Here is a 16,018-nt window from a genome sequence, read left to right as displayed (position 1 = left end):
CGGGCGGCGGGCAGCCCGCCGCTTGACACCATCCCGCCCAATGCGGACAACCCGCGCCGACTTCATTTCGCCCTTCCTTGTCGAGAGCACCGCCATGAGCCTGACCGACCTCGCCGCGACCGTCGATGACGCCTGGGAGAAGCGCACGGAGATCTCGCCCGCGACGAAGGGCGCCGTGCGCGAGGCCGTGGACGAGGCACTCGCCCTCCTTGATTCCGGCCGTGCCCGCGTCGCCGAGAAGGCGGACGGGGAATGGCGGGTCAACCAGTGGCTGAAGAAGGCGGTGCTGCTCTCCTTCCGCCTCAACGACATGGGCGTCATCGCCGGCGGGCCCGGCAGGGCCGTGTGGTGGGACAAGGTGCCCTCGAAGTTCGACGGCTGGGGCGAGGGCGAGTTCAAGGCCGCCGGCTTCCGCGCCGTGCCGAACTGCACCGTGCGCCGCGGCGCCTATGTGGCGCCTGGCGTCGTTCTGATGCCCTCCTTCGTCAATCTCGGCGCCTATGTGGACGAGGGCACGATGGTCGACACCTGGGCGACCGTCGGCTCCTGCGCCCAGATCGGCAAGAACGTGCATCTGTCGGGCGGCGTCGGCATCGGCGGCGTGCTCGAGCCCCTGCAGGCGAACCCCGTCGTCATCGAGGACAACTGCTTCATCGGCGCGCGCTCGGAAGTCGTCGAGGGTGTCATCGTCGGCGAGGGCTCGGTGCTCTCCATGGGCGTCTTCATCTCCGCCTCGACCAAGATCGTCGATCGCGAGACGGGCGAAGTCCACGTCGGCCGCGTGCCGCCCTACTCCGTCGTGGTGCCGGGCAACCTGCCGGGCAAGCCGCTCAGGGACGGCACGCCCGGCCCGTCGCTCTATTGCGCCGTCATCGTCAAGCGCGTCGACGCCCAGACGCGCGCCAAGACGAGCATCAACGACCTGCTGCGCGACTGACGGCGTCAGCCGGAACGGGCGCGCTGCGCGGCCCTGCAACCGACCACGCGGGCGGCTCATCGCCCGCGACGGCGCGGCTCCACCCGGGCGGCAGCGAGGCAGGCATGGAGAAGAACCATAGAACGACGTATTCCCGCAGCAGTTCCCGCACCCGATCCACCGTTATCCGATCAGAAGCTCAGGTATTGGCATCATTGATCTAAAAACACATCATGATACCTTCAAACTTACCATAATACTGCAAACTTTAGTTTAGCTGAAGCGGCCCGGGGATCGCGCTATTTTCCCTGCAGTGTCGACCCGTCGCCGAGATCCCGTATGTCGTGCGTCCCACGCGCGGTCCAATCCGATGAGGAGGACCCCGCGTTTTCCGCCTTGCGCATCATGGGCAAGGCAATCACCCGCGCGGGAGCCCCCGGCACGCGCCGCCTCAACGAGGCCGAGCTCGACCGGCTCGCGCCCCAGCTCATCATCGTCAGGCCGGGCCAGCGCTTCGGCGACTTCCGCATCGAGTATTTCGGCTCCGACCTCGAGCGGGTGAGCGGCGACCTCACCGGAACGAGCTTTGCCGATCTCCTGCACATCGGCCACATGCGCTCTTGCCTCGCGGGCTATCGCAACGTGTGCGACACCCGCCTGCCGGAGTTGCTGCGGAACCAGCCGATCGCCGGCACGCCCAATCTGCGCTACACGCGGCTGCTCTTGCCGCTCTTCACCGGCGATCGAGTGACGCGGATCATCGGCGCCGTGTCGCTGCTGGAGCAGGCTCCCGCGCTTGATCGCGGCGCCCCCCAGGCGCGAATCTATTGACGCGGCGTCCCGTGTCGACGATGACGCGGCGCATGACCCATCCCGTCGTCGATCCCGTCGCCCTGACGCAGGCACTCATCCGCTGCCCCTCCGTGACGCCGGCCGAGGGCGGCGCCCTCGCCCTGCTCGACGAGGTGCTGAGCGCGGCCGGATTCACGGTGCATCGCGTGACCTTCTCCGCCCCCGGCACGCCGGATGTCCAGAATCTCTATGCACGGTTCGGTTCGGATGCGCCGCACCTCGTCTTTGCCGGGCATACGGACGTGGTGCCGCCCGGGGAGATCGCGCGCTGGAAGCACGATCCCTTCGGCGGCGTCATCGACGACGGCGAGGTGCACGGCCGCGGCGCCTGCGACATGAAGGGCGGCGTCGCCTGCTCGGTGGCGGCAGCGATCGAGTTCATCGCGGAGAACCCCGGCTTTCCCGGCTCGATCGGCTTCCTCATCACCGGCGACGAGGAGGGCCCGGCGATCAACGGGACGGTGAAGCTCCTCGAATGGGCCCATGCTCGCGGTGAGCGCTTCGACCATTGCATTCTCGGCGAGCCGACCAATCCGCTGGCCCTTGGCGACATGATCAAGATCGGCCGACGCGGCTCCCTCACCGGCCGCCTCGTCGTGCACGGCCAGCAGGGCCACGTTGCCTATCCGCATCTCGCAGACAATCCGATCCCCGGCATGTTGCGCCTGCTCGGTGCCCTTATCGACGAGCCGCTTGATGCCGGCACCGCGCATTTCGCGCCGTCGAACCTGGAGGTGACCACCGTCGACGTCGGGAATCCCGCCTCCAACGTCATCCCGGCGGAAGCGCGCGCGACCTTCAACATCCGCTTCAACGACATCTGGACGCCCGAGAGCCTGGAGGCGGAGCTGCGGCGGCGTGTCGGCGCCGCAGCCGGCGGCGCCCTGCGCTACGACCTTCGCTTCGAGCCCACGAACGCCACGGCCTTCGTCACCGAGCCCGGCCCCTTCGTCGCCATGACGGCCGCGGCGATCGAGGCGGCGACGGGCCGCCGGCCGACGCTCTCCACGACCGGCGGCACATCCGATGCGCGCTTCATCAAGGATTACTGCCCGGTGCTGGAATTCGGTCTCGTCGGCCAGACCATGCACCAGGTCGACGAGCGGGCCGCCGTCGCCGACATCCGGCGTCTGACCGCAATCTACAAGCACGTCCTGGCGAGCTATTTCGCGCCGGACGGAACGTCCGTCGCCCAGCCTTGATCTGCCGTGAGGCCCGCTGCACTAGACGAAGGTCGTGCGACTTTCGTATTATGCGCATTGCATCACCGGCGGAGGCTCCATATGCTGCTGACAGCGGACGAAGTGAGCCGGTCCCTCCGCGGGTCCTGGCAGCTGCTGCAGCGCCAGGCCGAGGGCATCCGCCTCTTCGACGTCAGCTACGAAGGCTTCTGGCGCTCCTTTGGTGCCATCGTCCTCACCCTGCCGGTCGCCGTCGTCGCGCTCGCCTCGGAGCGCATTCAGCGTGGCCTCGGCACGGAGGGCCTGCGGCTCGCCGATCATCTCGGCCTGACGCTATCCTTCGCACTCGCCCACGTGGTGCTGTTCTGCGCCTTCCCGCTCCTCATGATCGGCTTCGTGCGCCTGATGGGCCTCGAACGCGCCTATGTGCCCTTCGTCGTCGCGCACAACTGGACGAACGCCTTCCTCGCCTTCGTCTTCGCCGTGCCGATGGCGCTCGTCATGCTGGGGCTCGCGACGCCCGGGCTCGGCGCCTTCTATGCCCTTGCCTTCATGGTGATCGCGGCGCGCCTGCGCTGGTTCGTGGCGCGCGTGACCCTCGGCGTCTCGGGCGGCCTCGCGGCGGCCCTCGTCGTCGCGGATTTCGCCGTCGAGATCGGGCTTGCCACCCTCTTCGACGCCCTCACCGGCTGATCAGTAGTCGACCCCGACGAGATAGAGCCCGGCCGCCGGCGCCATGGCGCCGCAGGCCTTGCGGTCGCGTGCGAGAAGTGCGCGGCGCATGTCCTCCGGTCGCCATTTTCCGGCGCCCACGAGCTCGAGCGATCCCGTCATCGAGCGGACCTGATGGTGCAGAAAGGAGCGGGCGGAGGCGAAGATGCGGATCTCCTCGCCCGTGCGCGCCACGTCGAGCCGGTCGAGCGTCTTCACCGGGCTCGCCGCCTGGCACTCGGCGGCGCGGAAGGTGGTGAAGTCGTGGCGGCCGACGAGAAACTGCGCGGCCTCGTGCATGGCTTCCGCATCGAGCGGCCGCGGCACGTGCCACACGTGGCCCGCTTCGAGCGCAGGCTGCGGGCGACGGTTGAGGATGCGGTAGAGGTAGTGCCGCTTCACGGCCGAGCGGCGGGCGTCGAACTCCGGCCCGACGACCTCCGCCCAAAGGACGGCGACACGTGCGCGGGCGAGCTTCAGATGCGCGTTCGTGGCGTCCCGCACTGTATCGGTACGCCAGTTGCGATCGAGATCGACATGCGCGACCTGATGCGTGGCATGCACGCCCGCATCCGTGCGCCCCGCGCAATTGACCCGGGCGTGCTGACCGGCGAAGGCCCGGATCGCCTCCTCCACGACCTGCTGCACGGACAGGCCGTTCTCCTGCCACTGCCAGCCGACGAAGCCGCTGCCGTCGTACTCGATGACGAGCTTGTAGCGGGGCATGGTGCCTCACCCGGCCGCTGGGGCGGCGCCCGGCTGGTGCCGGCGGCGATGCCGCACAGCGCTCACGCGATCGACACCTTCGCCACGAGGCGCGTTCCGCGCAGGAAGTCCTCGCCGCTCATGGCCCCCTTGCCGCCGCGCTGCACCTGCAGGAGCCGCACCGCGCCCTCGCCGCAGGCGATGGTGAAACGCTCGTCGAGAAGCATGCCGGGCTCGGCCGCCCCTTCCGCAATGGCCGTGCGCAACACCTTGACGCGCTCCATCCCCCGGCCGAAGTCGGCCTCGAAGAAGGCCCCGGGATAGGGCGACAGGCCCCGCACACGGTCATGCACCTCCCGCGCCGGGCGCGACCAGTCGATGCGCGCCTCGTCGTTGTCGATCTTGCGCGCGTAGGTCACGCCCTCCTCCCCCTGGGGCACGAAACCGAGCGCGCCTCGCGACAGGGCGGCGAGCGCCCTGACCATGAGGTCGGCACCGAGGACGGCGAGCCTGTCGTGCAGCTCGCCGGCCGTCATGTCGGGGGCGATCGCCACGCGCTCGACCATGGCGACCGGACCGGTGTCGAGCCCCTCCTCCATCTTCATGACGGCGACGCCCGTCTCCCGGTCGCCTGCCATGATGGCGCGCTGGATCGGCGCCGCGCCGCGCCAGCGCGGCAGGAGCGAGGCGTGCAGGTTGAGGCAGCCCAGCGCCGGCGCCTCGAGGACCGCCTTCGGCAGGATGAGGCCGTAGGCGACGACGACCGCGACGTCCGCGCCGAGCGAGCGGAAGGCCTCCTGCGCCGCCTCCTCGCGCAGCGTCTTCGGCGTGAAGACGGGAATGCCGAAGCGGTCGGCCATCACCTGCACGGGCGAGGGGCGCTCTGCCATGCCGCGCCCGGCCGGCGCCGGAGCCCGCGTGTAGACGGCGACGACATCGTGCCCCTGGCCGATGATCTCGGCGAGCGTCGGCACGGCGAAGTCCGGCGTGCCCATGAAGACGATGCGAAGAGACATGGCATCCTTCCCGGCGGCGCGAAGCCCGGCCGGGCTCCGCGAATGGCTCAGAACTCGCGCTGCGTCGGCGGAACGGGGACGGCTCAGACGACCGGCGCCTCGCGCCGCGCCGCCTTCGCAAATTTCTTCATGACGCGGTCGCGCTTGAGCTTCGACAGATGGTCGATGAAGAGGATGCCGTTGAGATGGTCGATCTCGTGCTGGAGACAGGTGGCGAGCAATCCGTCCGCCTCCATCTCGTGCACCTTGTCGTCGAGATCCCTGTAGCGCACCCGCACGCGCGCCGGGCGTTCGACCTCCTCGTAATATTCGGGGATCGACAGGCAGCCCTCCTCGTGGAGGTTCGTCTCTTCCGAGGTCCAGAGGATCTCCGGGTCGATGACCACCATCGGCCGTTTCTCCTCGCCCTCGCGGGCGAGGTCGATGACGACGAGACGCTTGGGCACGCCGATCTGGATCGCCGCGAGTCCGATACCCGGCGCGTCGTACATGGTTTCGAACATGTCGGCGGCGAGCGCCCGGATCTCGTCGGTGACGGGGCCGACGGGCTCGGAAACGCGCTTCAGCCGCGGGTCCGGAATGAGAACGATGGGTCTGATGGCCATGGCGACAGCGAGATAAGCGTTTGTGCGCCAGCGGTCAATGTGTTCCGCTTATGTTCGCATGCAATCCTCGAATCGGCTAGGCTGACACCCATGAACGATACGCTCCTCGTCATCGCCGGCCGCGCCGTCACCCTTGCCGAGGCCACCCTCGGCCTCGGCCTCGCAGCCGTCGCGCTCCTCGCCGCCCTTGCCGTCATGCTGGCGCGCGGCTGGCACGAGCGCGTGCTCGAGGCCGCCGCCGCTGCCGAGCGCGCCCGCGAGATGGATGACAAGATGGCCGAGCTTGCGCGCCTGCAGGCCGAGATGACGGGACGCATGCAAACGGTGGCCGAGATCTTCGGCACACGCCAGGGCGATCTCGCCCGCTTCATCACCGAGCGCCTGGACGGGCTGCAGCACCGCGTCGGTCAGGGGCTCGAGGCCACCTCGCGCCAGACGGTCGAGAACCTCGCCAGGCTCAACGAACGCCTCGCTGTCATCGACGCCGCACAGAAGAACCTGACCGATCTGACCGGCGAGGTCGTGGGCCTCAAGGACATCCTTGCCAACAAGCAGGCCCGCGGCGCCTACGGCCAGGGACGCATGGAGGCGATCGTGCGCGACGGCCTGCCGGCCGGCGCCTACGAGTTCCAGGCCACGCTGAAGAACGGCCGCCGGCCGGACTGCCTCGTGCGCCTGCCCGGCGACCATCCGCTCGTCATCGATGCCAAGTTCCCGCTCGAGGGCTTCATCGCCTTCCGCGAGGCGCCGAGCGAGGAGACGCGCCGGCAGGCGGCGCAGCGCGTCAAGGCGGACGTCACGGCCCATGTGAGGGACATCGCCGAGAAATATCTTCTGCCCGGCGAGACGCAGGACATGGCGCTGCTCTTCGTGCCGTCGGAGGCCATCTACGCCGACCTGCAGGAGCATTTCGAGGACGTCGTGCAGCGCGCCCACCGCGCCCGCGTCGTCATCGTCTCGCCCTCGCTGCTGGCGCTCGCCATCCAGGTCATGCAGGCGCTCGTGCGCGATGCGCGCATGCGCGAGGAGGCGCAGAAGATCCAGGTGGAGGTGCGCCGCCTGCTCGATGACGTGGGCCGCCTCGGCGACCGCGTCGCCAAGCTCGACGCACATTTCCGCCAGGCGCAGGACGATGTCGGCCAGATCAAGATTTCCGCCGACAAGATCGTGAAGCGCGGCGAGCGGATCGAGGCGCTGGAGTTCGAAGACAGGGGCGACGCGGCACGGCCCGCCGCAGTCGGACAGGCGCTGCGCGCCGCGGAGTGAGGCACGCACCGCCGGCAGGGCGGGAACAACGACGGTGCCATGGTGTTCAATCCCTCGGGCCTCCCATGGGGCCTTGCGAAGAGGAAGACGACTCTATGATCAAGACGCTCGCTGCGGCGGCCATGCTCGCCGCTGCCACGCTCGCGGCCCCGGCGGCCCTCGCCCAGGGCGCCGCCCCGGCCAGGGTCGCCGAGACGGCGAAGGGCAAGGCCTATGTCGATGCCAGGGGCATGACCCTCTATGTCTTCGACAGGGATACCGCCGGTAAATCCAACTGCACGGGCGACTGTGCCAAGAACTGGCCGCCCTTCACGGCCTCCGCCGGCGCCAAGGCCTCGGGCGCCTGGAGTCTCGTCCAGCGCGACGACGGCTCCCTGCAATGGGCCTACGACGGCAAGCCGCTCTACACCTGGGCCAAGGACACCAAGCCCGGCGATGCAACGGGCGATGGCGTGAACAATGTCTGGCACATCGCCAAGCCGTGAGGCGAAGCGGACCCGCGGCGCAGGTCCTTGCCGCGGGTCCATCGTGGCAGACGATGCGGGGCGGATGGCGATCTAGAACGTTGTCCGCTGCCGGATGGCGGCCGAGAGCGTGCCCTCGTCGAGATAATCGAGCTCGCCACCGACGGGTACGCCGTGGGCGAGCCGCGTCACCTTGACCGACAGGCTCGCGAGGAGATCGGTGACGTAGTGGGCGGTCGTCTGGCCGTCGACCGTGGCGTTGAGCGCCAGGATCACTTCCTTCACCGCGGGGTCCGCCGCCCGCGCCAGGAGCTTGTCGAGGCTCAGGTCCTGCGGCCGCACGCCGTCGAGCGCCGAGAGCACGCCGCCGAGCACGTGGTAGCGCGCGTTGATGGCGCCCGCCCGCTCCAGCGCCCAGAGGTCCGACACATCCTCAACGACGACGAGGATGGAAGCGTCGCGCCGGTCGTCGCGGCAGATGCTGCAGGGATCGCAGGTATCGACATTGCCGCAGGCCGAGCAGGTGACGACACGCTCCGCCGCCACGCGCACGGCCTCGGCGAGCGGCGACAGGAGCTGCTCGCGCTTCTTGATGAGATGCAGCGCTGCACGCCGGGCCGAACGGGGACCGAGCCCCGGCAGGCGCGCAAGGAGCTGGATCAGGCGTTCGATCTCGGGGCCAATGGCTGCGGGCATCGCCGGTTTCCATCACGCGAGGATACGGGCGGGCCAGATCCCGCCGTCGCCCTCGCAAGCAGGCGGAACGTCCTCGGGCCGGCTCGCTGCCGATGTGCCCGGCGCCTCAGAAGAGCTTCAGGCCGGGCGGAAGCGGGAGGCCCTTCGTCAGTTCGGCCATGCGCTCCTGCATCAGCCGTTCGGCCTTGCCCCGCGCGTCGTTGGCAGCCGCCACGATGAGATCCTCGACGATCTCCTTCTCGTCGGGGTTGAGCAGGCTCGGATCGATCGACACGGCCTTCATCGCGCCCTTCGCCGTCATCTTGATGGTGACGGCGCCGCCACCGGCGGAGCCCTCGACCTCCATATTGTCGAGTTCGGCCTGGATGTCGGCCATCTTCTGCTGCATGGCCTGCGCCTGCTTCATCAGGCCCATGATGTCGCGCATGGTCGCTTCTCCCGGATCAACGTCCCTGCCATTGGACGCTCCCACCCAATGACAGGAACGTTGAATGATTCCAATCGTTTGAACATGGTGCGCTCCCAAGGGTGGCACCATCTTCCGGCATCATTCCCGAGCCCGCGTCGGCGCGGGATTCGTCAGAAATCATCGTCCGTATAGCCCGAGCCGGCCCCGGCCGCGAGATCGGCGTCAGAGAGCTCGCCCGGCTCGCCGGACGGCGGAGCATGTTCTGCCGGCGGCTCCTCCTGCCTCACGTCGCGCACGTCGACGATGGTGGCTCCGGGAAAGCGGGCGAGCACCGCCTTGACCAGCGCATGCGAGGCGGCGTCGGACAGCCGCTCCTCCGCCCGGACCTGAGCCATCTCGTGCAGCGTCGGCGCCCCCTCCTGCGAAGAGACGGCCACCACCCAGCGTCGGCCCGTCCACTCCTGCAGGCGCCGGGCGAGATCGCCGGCAAGCGACTTGCTCGCCCCATCGGCGAGGGCGAATTCGATCTGCCCCTCCTCGAAATGCACGAGGCGCACGTCGCGCTCCAGCGCCATCTTGATGCCGATGTCGCGCTTCTCGCCGGCAAGCGCCACCACGTCCTCGAACCGGGCGAGGCGGACGGCGGTCTGGCCTTGCGGCTGCGCGCCGGCCTCGGCGCGCACCGCAATCGGCGCAGCCGCAGCCCCCCCTCCGCCGGAGGAAATGGCGAGCATCGGGCGTGGGCGGGCGAGCGCCTGCGGCCCGGGGCCCGATGCGGCGGAGGCCCCGCCCTGCCCCGCACCACCACCAAGGCCGCCGTCGCGCAATTGGCGCAGCGCCTCGTCCGGCGTGGGCAGTTCGGCGGCATAGACGAGACGCACGAGGAGCATCTCCGCCGCGGCGATCGGCCGGGGAGCTGCCTGCACCTCGGACAGGCCCTTCGTCAGGATCTGCCAGGCGCGCGACAGGGCGCGGATCGACAGCCGCCCGGCGAAATCGCCGCCGCGCCGGCGCTCGGCATCCGTCAGGGCCGGATCCTTGCCCGCCTCCGGCACGAGCTTCAGGCGTGTGACGAGATGCGTGAAGCTTGCAAGGTCGGTGAGGATGACCGCGGGGTCGGCGCCCGAATCATATTGCCACTTGAGCTCGGCCAGCGCGCCAGCCAGGTCACCGCGCATCACCGCCTCGAACATGTCGATGATGCGGGCGCGGTCGGCGAGGCCGAGCATCGCGCGTACCGCCTCCACGCCGACGTGACCGGCGCCGTGCGCGATGGCCTGATCGAGGAGCGACAGCGCGTCGCGAGCCGAGCCTTCCGCCGCCCGGGCGATGAGCGCGAGCGCCTCGTCCTCCACCGCGACGCCCTCGGCGGCGCAGATGCGATCGAGGTGCGCGACGAGCACGCCCGGGTCGATGCGGCGCAGGTCGAAGCGCTGGCAGCGCGACAGGATGGTGACCGGAACCTTGCGGATCTCGGTGGTGGCGAAGACGAACTTCGCGTGCGGCGGCGGCTCCTCCAGCGTCTTCAGGAAGGCGTTGAACGCCTTCTCCGAGAGCATGTGAACCTCGTCGATGATGTAGACCTTGTAGCGCGCCGAGGTCGGGGCATAGCGGATACCGTCGATGATCTGGCGCACGTCGTCGATGCCGGTGTGCGACGCGGCGTCCATCTCGAGCACGTCCACGTGCCGCGATTCCATGATGGCCTCGCAGTGCACGCCGAGCACGGGCATGTGGATCGTCGGCCCGCCGCTGCCGTCCGGCAGCTCGTAATTGAGGCCGCGGGCGAGGATGCGCGCAGTCGTCGTCTTGCCCACGCCACGCACCCCGGTGAGCATCCAGGCCTGCGGGATGCGTCCGGTATCGAAGGCGTTCGACAGGGTGCGGACCATGGCCTCCTGGCCGATCAGGTCCTCGAAGCTCCTCGGCCGGTACTTGCGGGCAAGAACGCGATAGGGAGCGGTCGCCGCGGCGCGCGGAGCCGGCACGAAGCCCGGCAGCCCTGGCGCATCGGCGGGTTCGGCTGCGGGCTCCACGGAAGGCGTATCGTCCATCGGCGCGGTTCTCGACGAGCGGCGGGGAGGCACGGCGCCACCGGCGCGGATCGGAACCGCCGGCGGGGCAGCGACCGCGCATGCTGCGGCTTGCCCGAGCGCACGCCCCGGTCGTTTCGCATGCTCTGCATGCGGCAGGTGGGAGGCTGGACGAAGACCCGCCCGGTCTCGTTAGGGCTGCTTCCTTCCGGACCTGACCCGGTTGGCGAGTGGAACGTCCAACGCCAACCTCCCGCCCCCTATATCGGGGAAAGGGAGGCCGGACGCAAGGCGTAGCGTGCATGCGTCATGGGGACGTGCAAAGTCCTGCCCGCTCGATTACCGTCGCGGGCATGTCCGAGTCCGATGTTTCCTCCGATTTCGCCCTCGATTCGCGTCTCGCCGCCGATACCATGCCGATCGGCGACCTCGGCCTGTCGCGCCTGCTCCTCATGAACGACGCCCGTTTCCCGTGGGTGATCCTGGTTCCGCGGCGCCCCGGCATGCGCGACCTCATCGATCTCGACGAGATCGACGCCGCCACTCTCCTCACCGAAATCCGCACGGTGGCCTGCGCCCTGCGCGACCTCGTGAGCCCGGACAAGCTGAACGTCGCCGCTCTCGGCAACATGGTGCCGCAGCTCCATGTCCACGTCATCGCACGCTTCACGCAAGACGCCGCCTGGCCCAAGCCCGTCTGGGGCATCGGCGGCCCGGAGCCGTACGAAGCGGCCGTGCGCGACGCCTTCGTCACCGACCTCGCCCGCGCCGTCGGGCTCGCCTGATCTCCCGGAAAGAGCCATGAAGCTGAACCCGAGCGCTGCCGCCGAGGCCATCCCCTTTCGCCGGCCCGAGCGGTCCGCCGCAACCGGTTTCGCCGACAATCCGCTCGAACGCCACTCCGAGCGCCGCGAACGGCCGGAGGAGATCGAAGCGCTCTACCGGCGCGGCGACGCGCGCACCTTCGTCATCGCCGGCGAGATCCCCGTATTGAGGCGCGCCCGAGATGGCTTCGATGCGCGCTTCTCCCTTGCAGAGGCGGCTGCGCTCGGCGAGATCGCCGAGGTTCCCTTCCTCGGCACGATCGACGGCACGCCGCTCTTCGCGACGCTCCTGCCGGCGGCCGAGGCCGAGCCCCTGAAGGCCCGTGCCGACCTCGCCGTCGTCGACCTGCGCTCCATCGCCGTCCAGGGCCTCCTGCCGGCCCGCGAGGTGGGACCGCTCGGGGAGGCGAAGGCACTCCTCCACTGGCACCAGCGCCACCGCTTCTGCGCCAACTGCGGCGCCCGCTCCGCGCCCGCCGCGGGCGGCTGGCGGCGGGACTGCGCGGCCTGCCGCGCGCAGCATTTCCCGCGCGTCGACCCTGTCGTCATCATGCTCGCCGTGCGTGGCGAGCGCTGCCTCCTGGGACGGCAGGCGCGCTTTGCACCCGGCACCTATTCCTGCCTCGCCGGCTTCGTCGAGCCGGGCGAGACGGTGGAGGATGCGGTGCGGCGCGAGCTGATGGAGGAGGCGGGCATCCGCACCGGCAAGGTCCGCTACCTCGCCTCCCAGCCCTGGCCATTCCCGTCCTCGCTCATGATCGGTTGCCTCGCCGAGGCACTCGACGAGGAGCTTGTGGTCGACCGGCTTGAATTCGAGGATGCGCGCTGGTTCTCGCGCGAGGCCGCCTCCGCCATGCTGGACGGAACGCATGCGGAGGGCCTGACCGCCCCGCCGCCGGTGGCGATCGCCCGCCACATCATCGAGGCTTTCGTCAACGGCGACGAGCGGATCTGAGGCAACGACCCGCTCCGCCTGGAGGCGACGCGGACCGCCCCCCTACCGGCAGCTATGGGCGAGCTGCTGACCGTAGCCGGCGAGAAAGGCGCCGCGCGCCGCCCGGTCGCGCACGGCGGCCTCGGACTCGTCGTCCCACAGGGTGAGATCGCGCGTCTCGGACCAGGTGATCGCGAGCTCCGTCACCGGGAAATGCGGATCGAGCTCGGCGCGTGCGCCGGTGATGACCGCACCGAGCGCGCGCGCGAAGGCAACCGCGGCGACGTTGTCCCGCGCCACCCACAGGCCGACGCTCCCCAGCCCGTGGCGCAACAGATGACGCGCCATGACGCCCATGAGGCGGCTGCCGATGCCGCGGAACTGGTAGCGGCGTGTCACGTAGACGGCATAGATCTCGCCGCTCGTGCCAAGCGCCTCGCCGCGCACGGGCCCGCAGGTGCCGAAGCCGATCACCTCGCCGCGAAACTCGGCCACGTAGGCGGCCGTCGACGGCCCGGCATCGTCGGAAAGGCCTGGAGTTCCCTCGGCCTGAACGCGCTCGGCCTGGGCGTGCAGCACGTGCTCCGACACGACACCGCGATAGGTCTCGAGCCACGCCGCCGCGTAAAGACGGGCCACGGCGGCGGCATCGTTGTGGTTCGCTTGTCGAACGACGATGGTCATGACGCGGCTCCCTCTTTCTGCAACGCGGAGCATCCGCAATGACAAAGGCCATAAATGGGCGACAATGGTACGACAGTGCGCCTTCACGGGCGCCGGCGTACCGAACATCACGGAAAACCTGCCGCAACGGCAGTCGTCAGGGTAGCACGAACGCAGACTTTGTCAGGCCCCGCCCGCGCCGCGCGCCGAACCATCCGGTGCGGACGCGATCGTCGGGCGGCCCTTCCGCTATTCCGCGGCCTCGGTCAGGTTCTGGCGCAGGGGATGCGCCGGGAACACGCCGAGGATGCGCAATTCCTTCGAGAAGAAGGCGAGCTCCTCGAGCGCGAGCTTCAGCGGGCGATCCTCCGGGTGGCCGTCCACTTCGGCATAGAACTGGGTGGCGAAGAACTGCCCCTCCACCATGTAGCTCTCGAGCTTCGTCATGTTGATGCCATTGGTGGCGAAGCCGCCGAGCGCCTTGTAGAGGGCGGCAGGGACGTTGCGCACGCGGAAGATGAAGCTCGTCACGGTCGGGCCGTTGCCGGCCGCCACCCATCGCGGCTCCTTCGAGAGAACGACGAAGCGCGTCGTGTTGTGCTCCTCGTCCTCGACGTTCTCGGCGAGCGTGTCGAGGCCGTAGATCTCGCCGGCGAGCCGCGTCGCGAGCGAGGCGCGCGTCGGATCGTTCCACTCCATCACCTGGCGCGCCGAGCCCGCCGTATCGCCGGCCACCACCGGCTTGAGGCCGAGCTTGCGGATGATCTTGCGGCACTGCCCGAGGGCGTGGACGTGGCTGTGCACGGTCTTGATCGTGGCAAGAGTCGCGCCCTTGGCCGCGAGCAGCTGGAAATGGATGGGCAGGAAATATTCGCCGACGATGTGCAGCCCCGAGGTCGGCAGGAGATGGTGGATGTCGGCGACGCGCCCCGCGATCGAATTCTCGATCGGGATCATGCCGAGCCCGGCCGTGCCATCCGACACCGCGGCGAAGGCGTCCTCGAAGGTCGGGCAGGGCAAGGGTTCCCAGTCGGGATACATGTCCCGGCAGGCGATGTGCGAATTGGCGCCGGGCTCGCCCTGGTAGGCGACGACTTTGCGGACGGGCATGACGGGCTTCCTCTCGAAGATCAATCGTCTCGGCGGGCGGCGAGGATGGTGCGCGCCCGCTCCAGGTCGTGCGGCGTGTCGACGCCGAGCGGCACGTCGTCCACGACGACGACGTCGATGCGCATGCCCGCCTCGAGCGCGCGCAGTTGCTCGAGCTTCTCGCGCCGCTCCAGAGGCGACGGCGGCAGCGCCACGAAGCGCGCCAGCGCCGCGCGGCGATAGGCGTAGAGGCCGATGTGATGGAAGAGCGGCCCCTCGCCGTAGGGCGCCGTGGCGCGGGTGAAGTAGAGCGCACGCAGACGTCCGGGGGCGATCTCGCTGCCCACGGCCTTGACGACGCTCGGCTCCGTCTTCTCCTCCTCGCGCGTGATGACGGCCGCAAGCGTGGCTATGTCGACCTCCGGATCGGCGAGCGGCCCCACCGCAGCCGCGATCGCCTCCGGATCGATGGTCGGCAGGTCGCCCTGGACATTGACGACGACATCGTGCCGCCCGTCCGGGTCGAGCACCTGCAGGGCCTCGAAGATGCGGTCGGACCCCGAGGCGTGGTCGGCGCGCGTCATCACGGCGCGACCGCCCGCAGCTTCCACGGCCGTCGCGATGTCGGGCGAATCGGTCGCGACCGCGACGGGGCCGATGCCGGCTTCCTCGGCACGGCGCACGACGTGGACGATCATGGGTGCGCCGTTGATGTCGGCAAGCGGCTTGCCCGGCAGACGGGTCGCGGCCATGCGCGCAGGGATGAGGACGACAGGATTGGGCATCGGAACCAGGCGGACAGGATCTCGCCGCAAAGGCGGCAAAAGGTAGCAAGGGGGTGCACAGCTATACGAGTTGCCAGGCGCGCGGCAAAGCGGGTAATCATCCGCGGCCGTCCGGCACCCGCCGGGCGGCTCTCGCGTTTGCCGTCCCCCGTCCGTGTCGCCGGACCCGGAGCCGCTCATCGATGGATTCCTTCGAGCTCAACAAGATCGCGGGCGCCGTGCTCGGCACCCTCCTCTTCGCCATGGGCCTCAACATCCTGGCGGGCATCATCTTCGCCCCGAAGAAGCCCGCCGTTCCGGGTTACGACCTGCCTGGCGCGGAAGAGACGGCCGCCGCCGGCGCCGCCGGCCAGGCTCAGGCTCCCGCCGAGCCCCTGCCCGTCCTGCTCGCCAAGGCCGACCCCAAGAAGGGTGAGGCCGCGGCCAAGAAGTGCCTCTCCTGCCACGATTTCAGCAAGGGCGGTCCGAACAAGGTCGGTCCCAATCTCTACGACGTGGTGGGTCGCGCCGTCGCCTCGCATGCGGGCTTCGGCTACTCGGGCGCCATGAAGAGCCATGGCGGCGACTGGGGCTACGAGCTGCTCGACGCCTTCCTCCAGAACCCGAAGAAGGCTGTTCCCGGCACGGCGATGGCCTTCGCCGGCGTGCCCAAGGCCGAGGAGCGCGCCGACATCCTCGCCTATCTGCGCACGCTCGCCGACAGCCCCAAGCCGCTGCCGCAATGAGCGGCGCCGCGGCTCTGTCGGGCATCGAAGGCCGGGCTCCCGCCCGGCCTTTTTGATTCCCGCTGCCGCCGCCCGGGCGCTGACGGCGCGCTTCCGACCGCGATCTTGCGCAACGACTGGCGGCGCAGGCTCCGACCGTCATAT

18 protein-coding genes and 1 other RNA gene are annotated in these 16,018 nt (G+C 69.6%); 9 read left to right on the top strand and 10 right to left on the bottom strand.

The genetic code is table 11. The features are described 5' to 3' along the window. The first annotated feature begins 94 nt into the window (after positions 1-94). From dapD to QNA08_RS05480, 4 genes are all read left to right on the top strand, one after another. Complete coding sequence (gene dapD / locus QNA08_RS05495; RefSeq protein ID WP_283739661.1) at positions 95-937, top strand: 2,3,4,5-tetrahydropyridine-2,6-dicarboxylate N-succinyltransferase; 843 nt, start codon at positions 95-97, stop codon at positions 935-937. A 384-nt stretch (positions 938-1,321) separates the two neighbouring features. Next, positions 1,322-1,747 (top strand): PAS domain-containing protein, encoded by a 426-nt coding sequence (locus QNA08_RS05490; RefSeq protein WP_283739660.1) that lies wholly within the window; start codon positions 1,322-1,324, stop codon positions 1,745-1,747. A 32-nt stretch (positions 1,748-1,779) separates the two neighbouring features. Next, positions 1,780-2,970: a succinyl-diaminopimelate desuccinylase gene (gene dapE, locus QNA08_RS05485; protein ID WP_283739659.1), complete on the top strand. Its 1,191-nt coding sequence runs from the start codon at positions 1,780-1,782 to the stop codon at positions 2,968-2,970. 81 nt (positions 2,971-3,051) lie between these two features. After that, positions 3,052-3,642: a hypothetical protein gene (locus tag QNA08_RS05480; protein ID WP_283739658.1), complete on the top strand. Its 591-nt coding sequence runs from the start codon at positions 3,052-3,054 to the stop codon at positions 3,640-3,642. Here the strand turns inward: QNA08_RS05480 and truA are convergent, their stop codons facing one another. The 3 genes from truA to QNA08_RS05465 form a co-directional block, all read right to left on the bottom strand. Then, entirely contained in the window at positions 3,643-4,386 is a 744-nt protein-coding gene (gene truA, locus QNA08_RS05475; protein WP_283739657.1) for a tRNA pseudouridine(38-40) synthase TruA, read from the bottom strand. A 62-nt stretch (positions 4,387-4,448) separates the two neighbouring features. Then, complete coding sequence (fmt, locus tag QNA08_RS05470) at positions 4,449-5,381, bottom strand: methionyl-tRNA formyltransferase (protein WP_283739656.1); 933 nt, start codon at positions 5,379-5,381, stop codon at positions 4,449-4,451. Between the two features lie 83 nt (positions 5,382-5,464). Continuing rightward, a complete protein-coding gene (locus QNA08_RS05465; protein ID WP_283739655.1) occupies positions 5,465-5,986 on the bottom strand; it encodes a peptide deformylase in 522 nt (173 codons plus the stop codon). 90 nt (positions 5,987-6,076) lie between these two features. Here QNA08_RS05465 and QNA08_RS05460 point away from each other — a divergent pair, with 90 nt between their 5' ends. Continuing rightward, the gene (locus QNA08_RS05460) at positions 6,077-7,252 is read left to right on the top strand and encodes a DNA recombination protein RmuC (protein WP_283739654.1); all 1,176 of its coding nucleotides are present in this window, start codon (positions 6,077-6,079) and stop codon (positions 7,250-7,252) included. A gap of 95 nt (positions 7,253-7,347) precedes the next feature. Continuing rightward, positions 7,348-7,737, top strand: a complete 390-nt coding sequence (locus tag QNA08_RS05455) for a COG4315 family predicted lipoprotein (protein WP_283739653.1) — start codon at positions 7,348-7,350, stop codon at positions 7,735-7,737. 72 nt (positions 7,738-7,809) lie between these two features. Here QNA08_RS05455 and recR read toward each other — a convergent pair whose 3' ends face one another. The 4 genes from recR to ffs form a co-directional block, all read right to left on the bottom strand. Continuing rightward, positions 7,810-8,412 (bottom strand): recombination mediator RecR, encoded by a 603-nt coding sequence (recR, locus tag QNA08_RS05450; RefSeq protein ID WP_283739652.1) that lies wholly within the window; start codon positions 8,410-8,412, stop codon positions 7,810-7,812. Positions 8,413-8,518: 106 nt separating this feature from the next. Then, a complete protein-coding gene (locus tag QNA08_RS05445) occupies positions 8,519-8,839 on the bottom strand; it encodes a YbaB/EbfC family nucleoid-associated protein (protein WP_283739651.1) in 321 nt (106 codons plus the stop codon). A gap of 152 nt (positions 8,840-8,991) precedes the next feature. After that, entirely contained in the window at positions 8,992-10,875 is a 1,884-nt protein-coding gene (locus QNA08_RS05440) for a DNA polymerase III subunit gamma/tau (protein ID WP_283739650.1), read from the bottom strand. A gap of 137 nt (positions 10,876-11,012) precedes the next feature. Then, an RNA gene (ffs, locus tag QNA08_RS05435) (signal recognition particle sRNA small type) lies at positions 11,013-11,109 on the bottom strand. 98 nt (positions 11,110-11,207) lie between these two features. Here ffs and QNA08_RS05430 point away from each other — a divergent pair. Together QNA08_RS05430 and nudC are read left to right on the top strand one after the other, a co-directional pair. Further along, positions 11,208-11,639: an HIT domain-containing protein gene (locus QNA08_RS05430; RefSeq protein ID WP_283739649.1), complete on the top strand. Its 432-nt coding sequence runs from the start codon at positions 11,208-11,210 to the stop codon at positions 11,637-11,639. Between the two features lie 16 nt (positions 11,640-11,655). Continuing rightward, positions 11,656-12,633: an NAD(+) diphosphatase gene (gene nudC / locus QNA08_RS05425; RefSeq protein WP_283739648.1), complete on the top strand. Its 978-nt coding sequence runs from the start codon at positions 11,656-11,658 to the stop codon at positions 12,631-12,633. Positions 12,634-12,675: 42 nt separating this feature from the next. Here nudC and QNA08_RS05420 read toward each other — a convergent pair whose 3' ends face one another. The 3 genes from QNA08_RS05420 to QNA08_RS05410 all read right to left on the bottom strand — a co-directional run bounded on the left by QNA08_RS05420 (position 12,676) and on the right by QNA08_RS05410 (position 15,149). Continuing rightward, on the bottom strand, positions 12,676-13,296 hold the full coding sequence (locus QNA08_RS05420) for a GNAT family N-acetyltransferase (protein ID WP_283739647.1): 621 nt from the start codon (positions 13,294-13,296) through the stop codon (positions 12,676-12,678). Between the two features lie 228 nt (positions 13,297-13,524). After that, positions 13,525-14,385 (bottom strand): prephenate dehydratase, encoded by an 861-nt coding sequence (locus tag QNA08_RS05415; protein WP_283739646.1) that lies wholly within the window; start codon positions 14,383-14,385, stop codon positions 13,525-13,527. A gap of 20 nt (positions 14,386-14,405) precedes the next feature. Then, on the bottom strand, positions 14,406-15,149 hold the full coding sequence (locus tag QNA08_RS05410) for a 3-deoxy-manno-octulosonate cytidylyltransferase (protein ID WP_283739645.1): 744 nt from the start codon (positions 15,147-15,149) through the stop codon (positions 14,406-14,408). Positions 15,150-15,331: 182 nt separating this feature from the next. Between QNA08_RS05410 and QNA08_RS05405 the strand changes: the two genes are divergently transcribed. Next, positions 15,332-15,874: a c-type cytochrome gene (locus QNA08_RS05405; protein WP_283739644.1), complete on the top strand. Its 543-nt coding sequence runs from the start codon at positions 15,332-15,334 to the stop codon at positions 15,872-15,874. Positions 15,875-16,018: the final 144 nt, after the last annotated feature.

It is taken from the genome of Chelatococcus albus (genome assembly GCF_030067675.1).
GTDB lineage: Bacteria > Pseudomonadota > Alphaproteobacteria > Rhizobiales > Beijerinckiaceae > Chelatococcus_A > Chelatococcus_A albus.
This window is presented reverse-complemented; position numbering and strand designations above follow the sequence as displayed.

Bases quoted from the DNA above. Each gene is read 5' to 3' on its own strand.
- QNA08_RS05420 (WP_283739647.1), bottom strand. From the start codon at position 13,296: ATGACCATCGTCGTTCGACAAGCGAACCACAACGATGCCGCCGCCGTG.
- QNA08_RS05445 (WP_283739651.1), bottom strand. From the start codon at position 8,839: ATGCGCGACATCATGGGCCTGATGAAGCAGGCGCAGGCCATGCAGCAG.
- dapE (WP_283739659.1), top strand. From the start codon at position 1,780: ATGACCCATCCCGTCGTCGATCCCGTCGCCCTGACGCAGGCACTCATC.
- QNA08_RS05490 (WP_283739660.1), top strand. From the start codon at position 1,322: ATGGGCAAGGCAATCACCCGCGCGGGAGCCCCCGGCACGCGCCGCCTC.
- QNA08_RS05440 (WP_283739650.1), bottom strand. From the start codon at position 10,875: ATGGACGATACGCCTTCCGTGGAGCCCGCAGCCGAACCCGCCGATGCG.
- fmt (WP_283739656.1), bottom strand. From the start codon at position 5,381: ATGTCTCTTCGCATCGTCTTCATGGGCACGCCGGACTTCGCCGTGCCG.
- dapD (WP_283739661.1), top strand. From the start codon at position 95: ATGAGCCTGACCGACCTCGCCGCGACCGTCGATGACGCCTGGGAGAAG.
- truA (WP_283739657.1), bottom strand. From the start codon at position 4,386: ATGCCCCGCTACAAGCTCGTCATCGAGTACGACGGCAGCGGCTTCGTC.
- QNA08_RS05455 (WP_283739653.1), top strand. From the start codon at position 7,348: ATGATCAAGACGCTCGCTGCGGCGGCCATGCTCGCCGCTGCCACGCTC.
- QNA08_RS05410 (WP_283739645.1), bottom strand. From the start codon at position 15,149: ATGCCCAATCCTGTCGTCCTCATCCCTGCGCGCATGGCCGCGACCCGT.
- QNA08_RS05480 (WP_283739658.1), top strand. From the start codon at position 3,052: ATGCTGCTGACAGCGGACGAAGTGAGCCGGTCCCTCCGCGGGTCCTGG.
- QNA08_RS05460 (WP_283739654.1), top strand. From the start codon at position 6,077: ATGAACGATACGCTCCTCGTCATCGCCGGCCGCGCCGTCACCCTTGCC.
- recR (WP_283739652.1), bottom strand. From the start codon at position 8,412: ATGCCCGCAGCCATTGGCCCCGAGATCGAACGCCTGATCCAGCTCCTT.
- QNA08_RS05465 (WP_283739655.1), bottom strand. From the start codon at position 5,986: ATGGCCATCAGACCCATCGTTCTCATTCCGGACCCGCGGCTGAAGCGC.
- QNA08_RS05405 (WP_283739644.1), top strand. From the start codon at position 15,332: ATGGATTCCTTCGAGCTCAACAAGATCGCGGGCGCCGTGCTCGGCACC.
- QNA08_RS05415 (WP_283739646.1), bottom strand. From the start codon at position 14,385: ATGCCCGTCCGCAAAGTCGTCGCCTACCAGGGCGAGCCCGGCGCCAAT.
- QNA08_RS05430 (WP_283739649.1), top strand. From the start codon at position 11,208: ATGTCCGAGTCCGATGTTTCCTCCGATTTCGCCCTCGATTCGCGTCTC.
- nudC (WP_283739648.1), top strand. From the start codon at position 11,656: ATGAAGCTGAACCCGAGCGCTGCCGCCGAGGCCATCCCCTTTCGCCGG.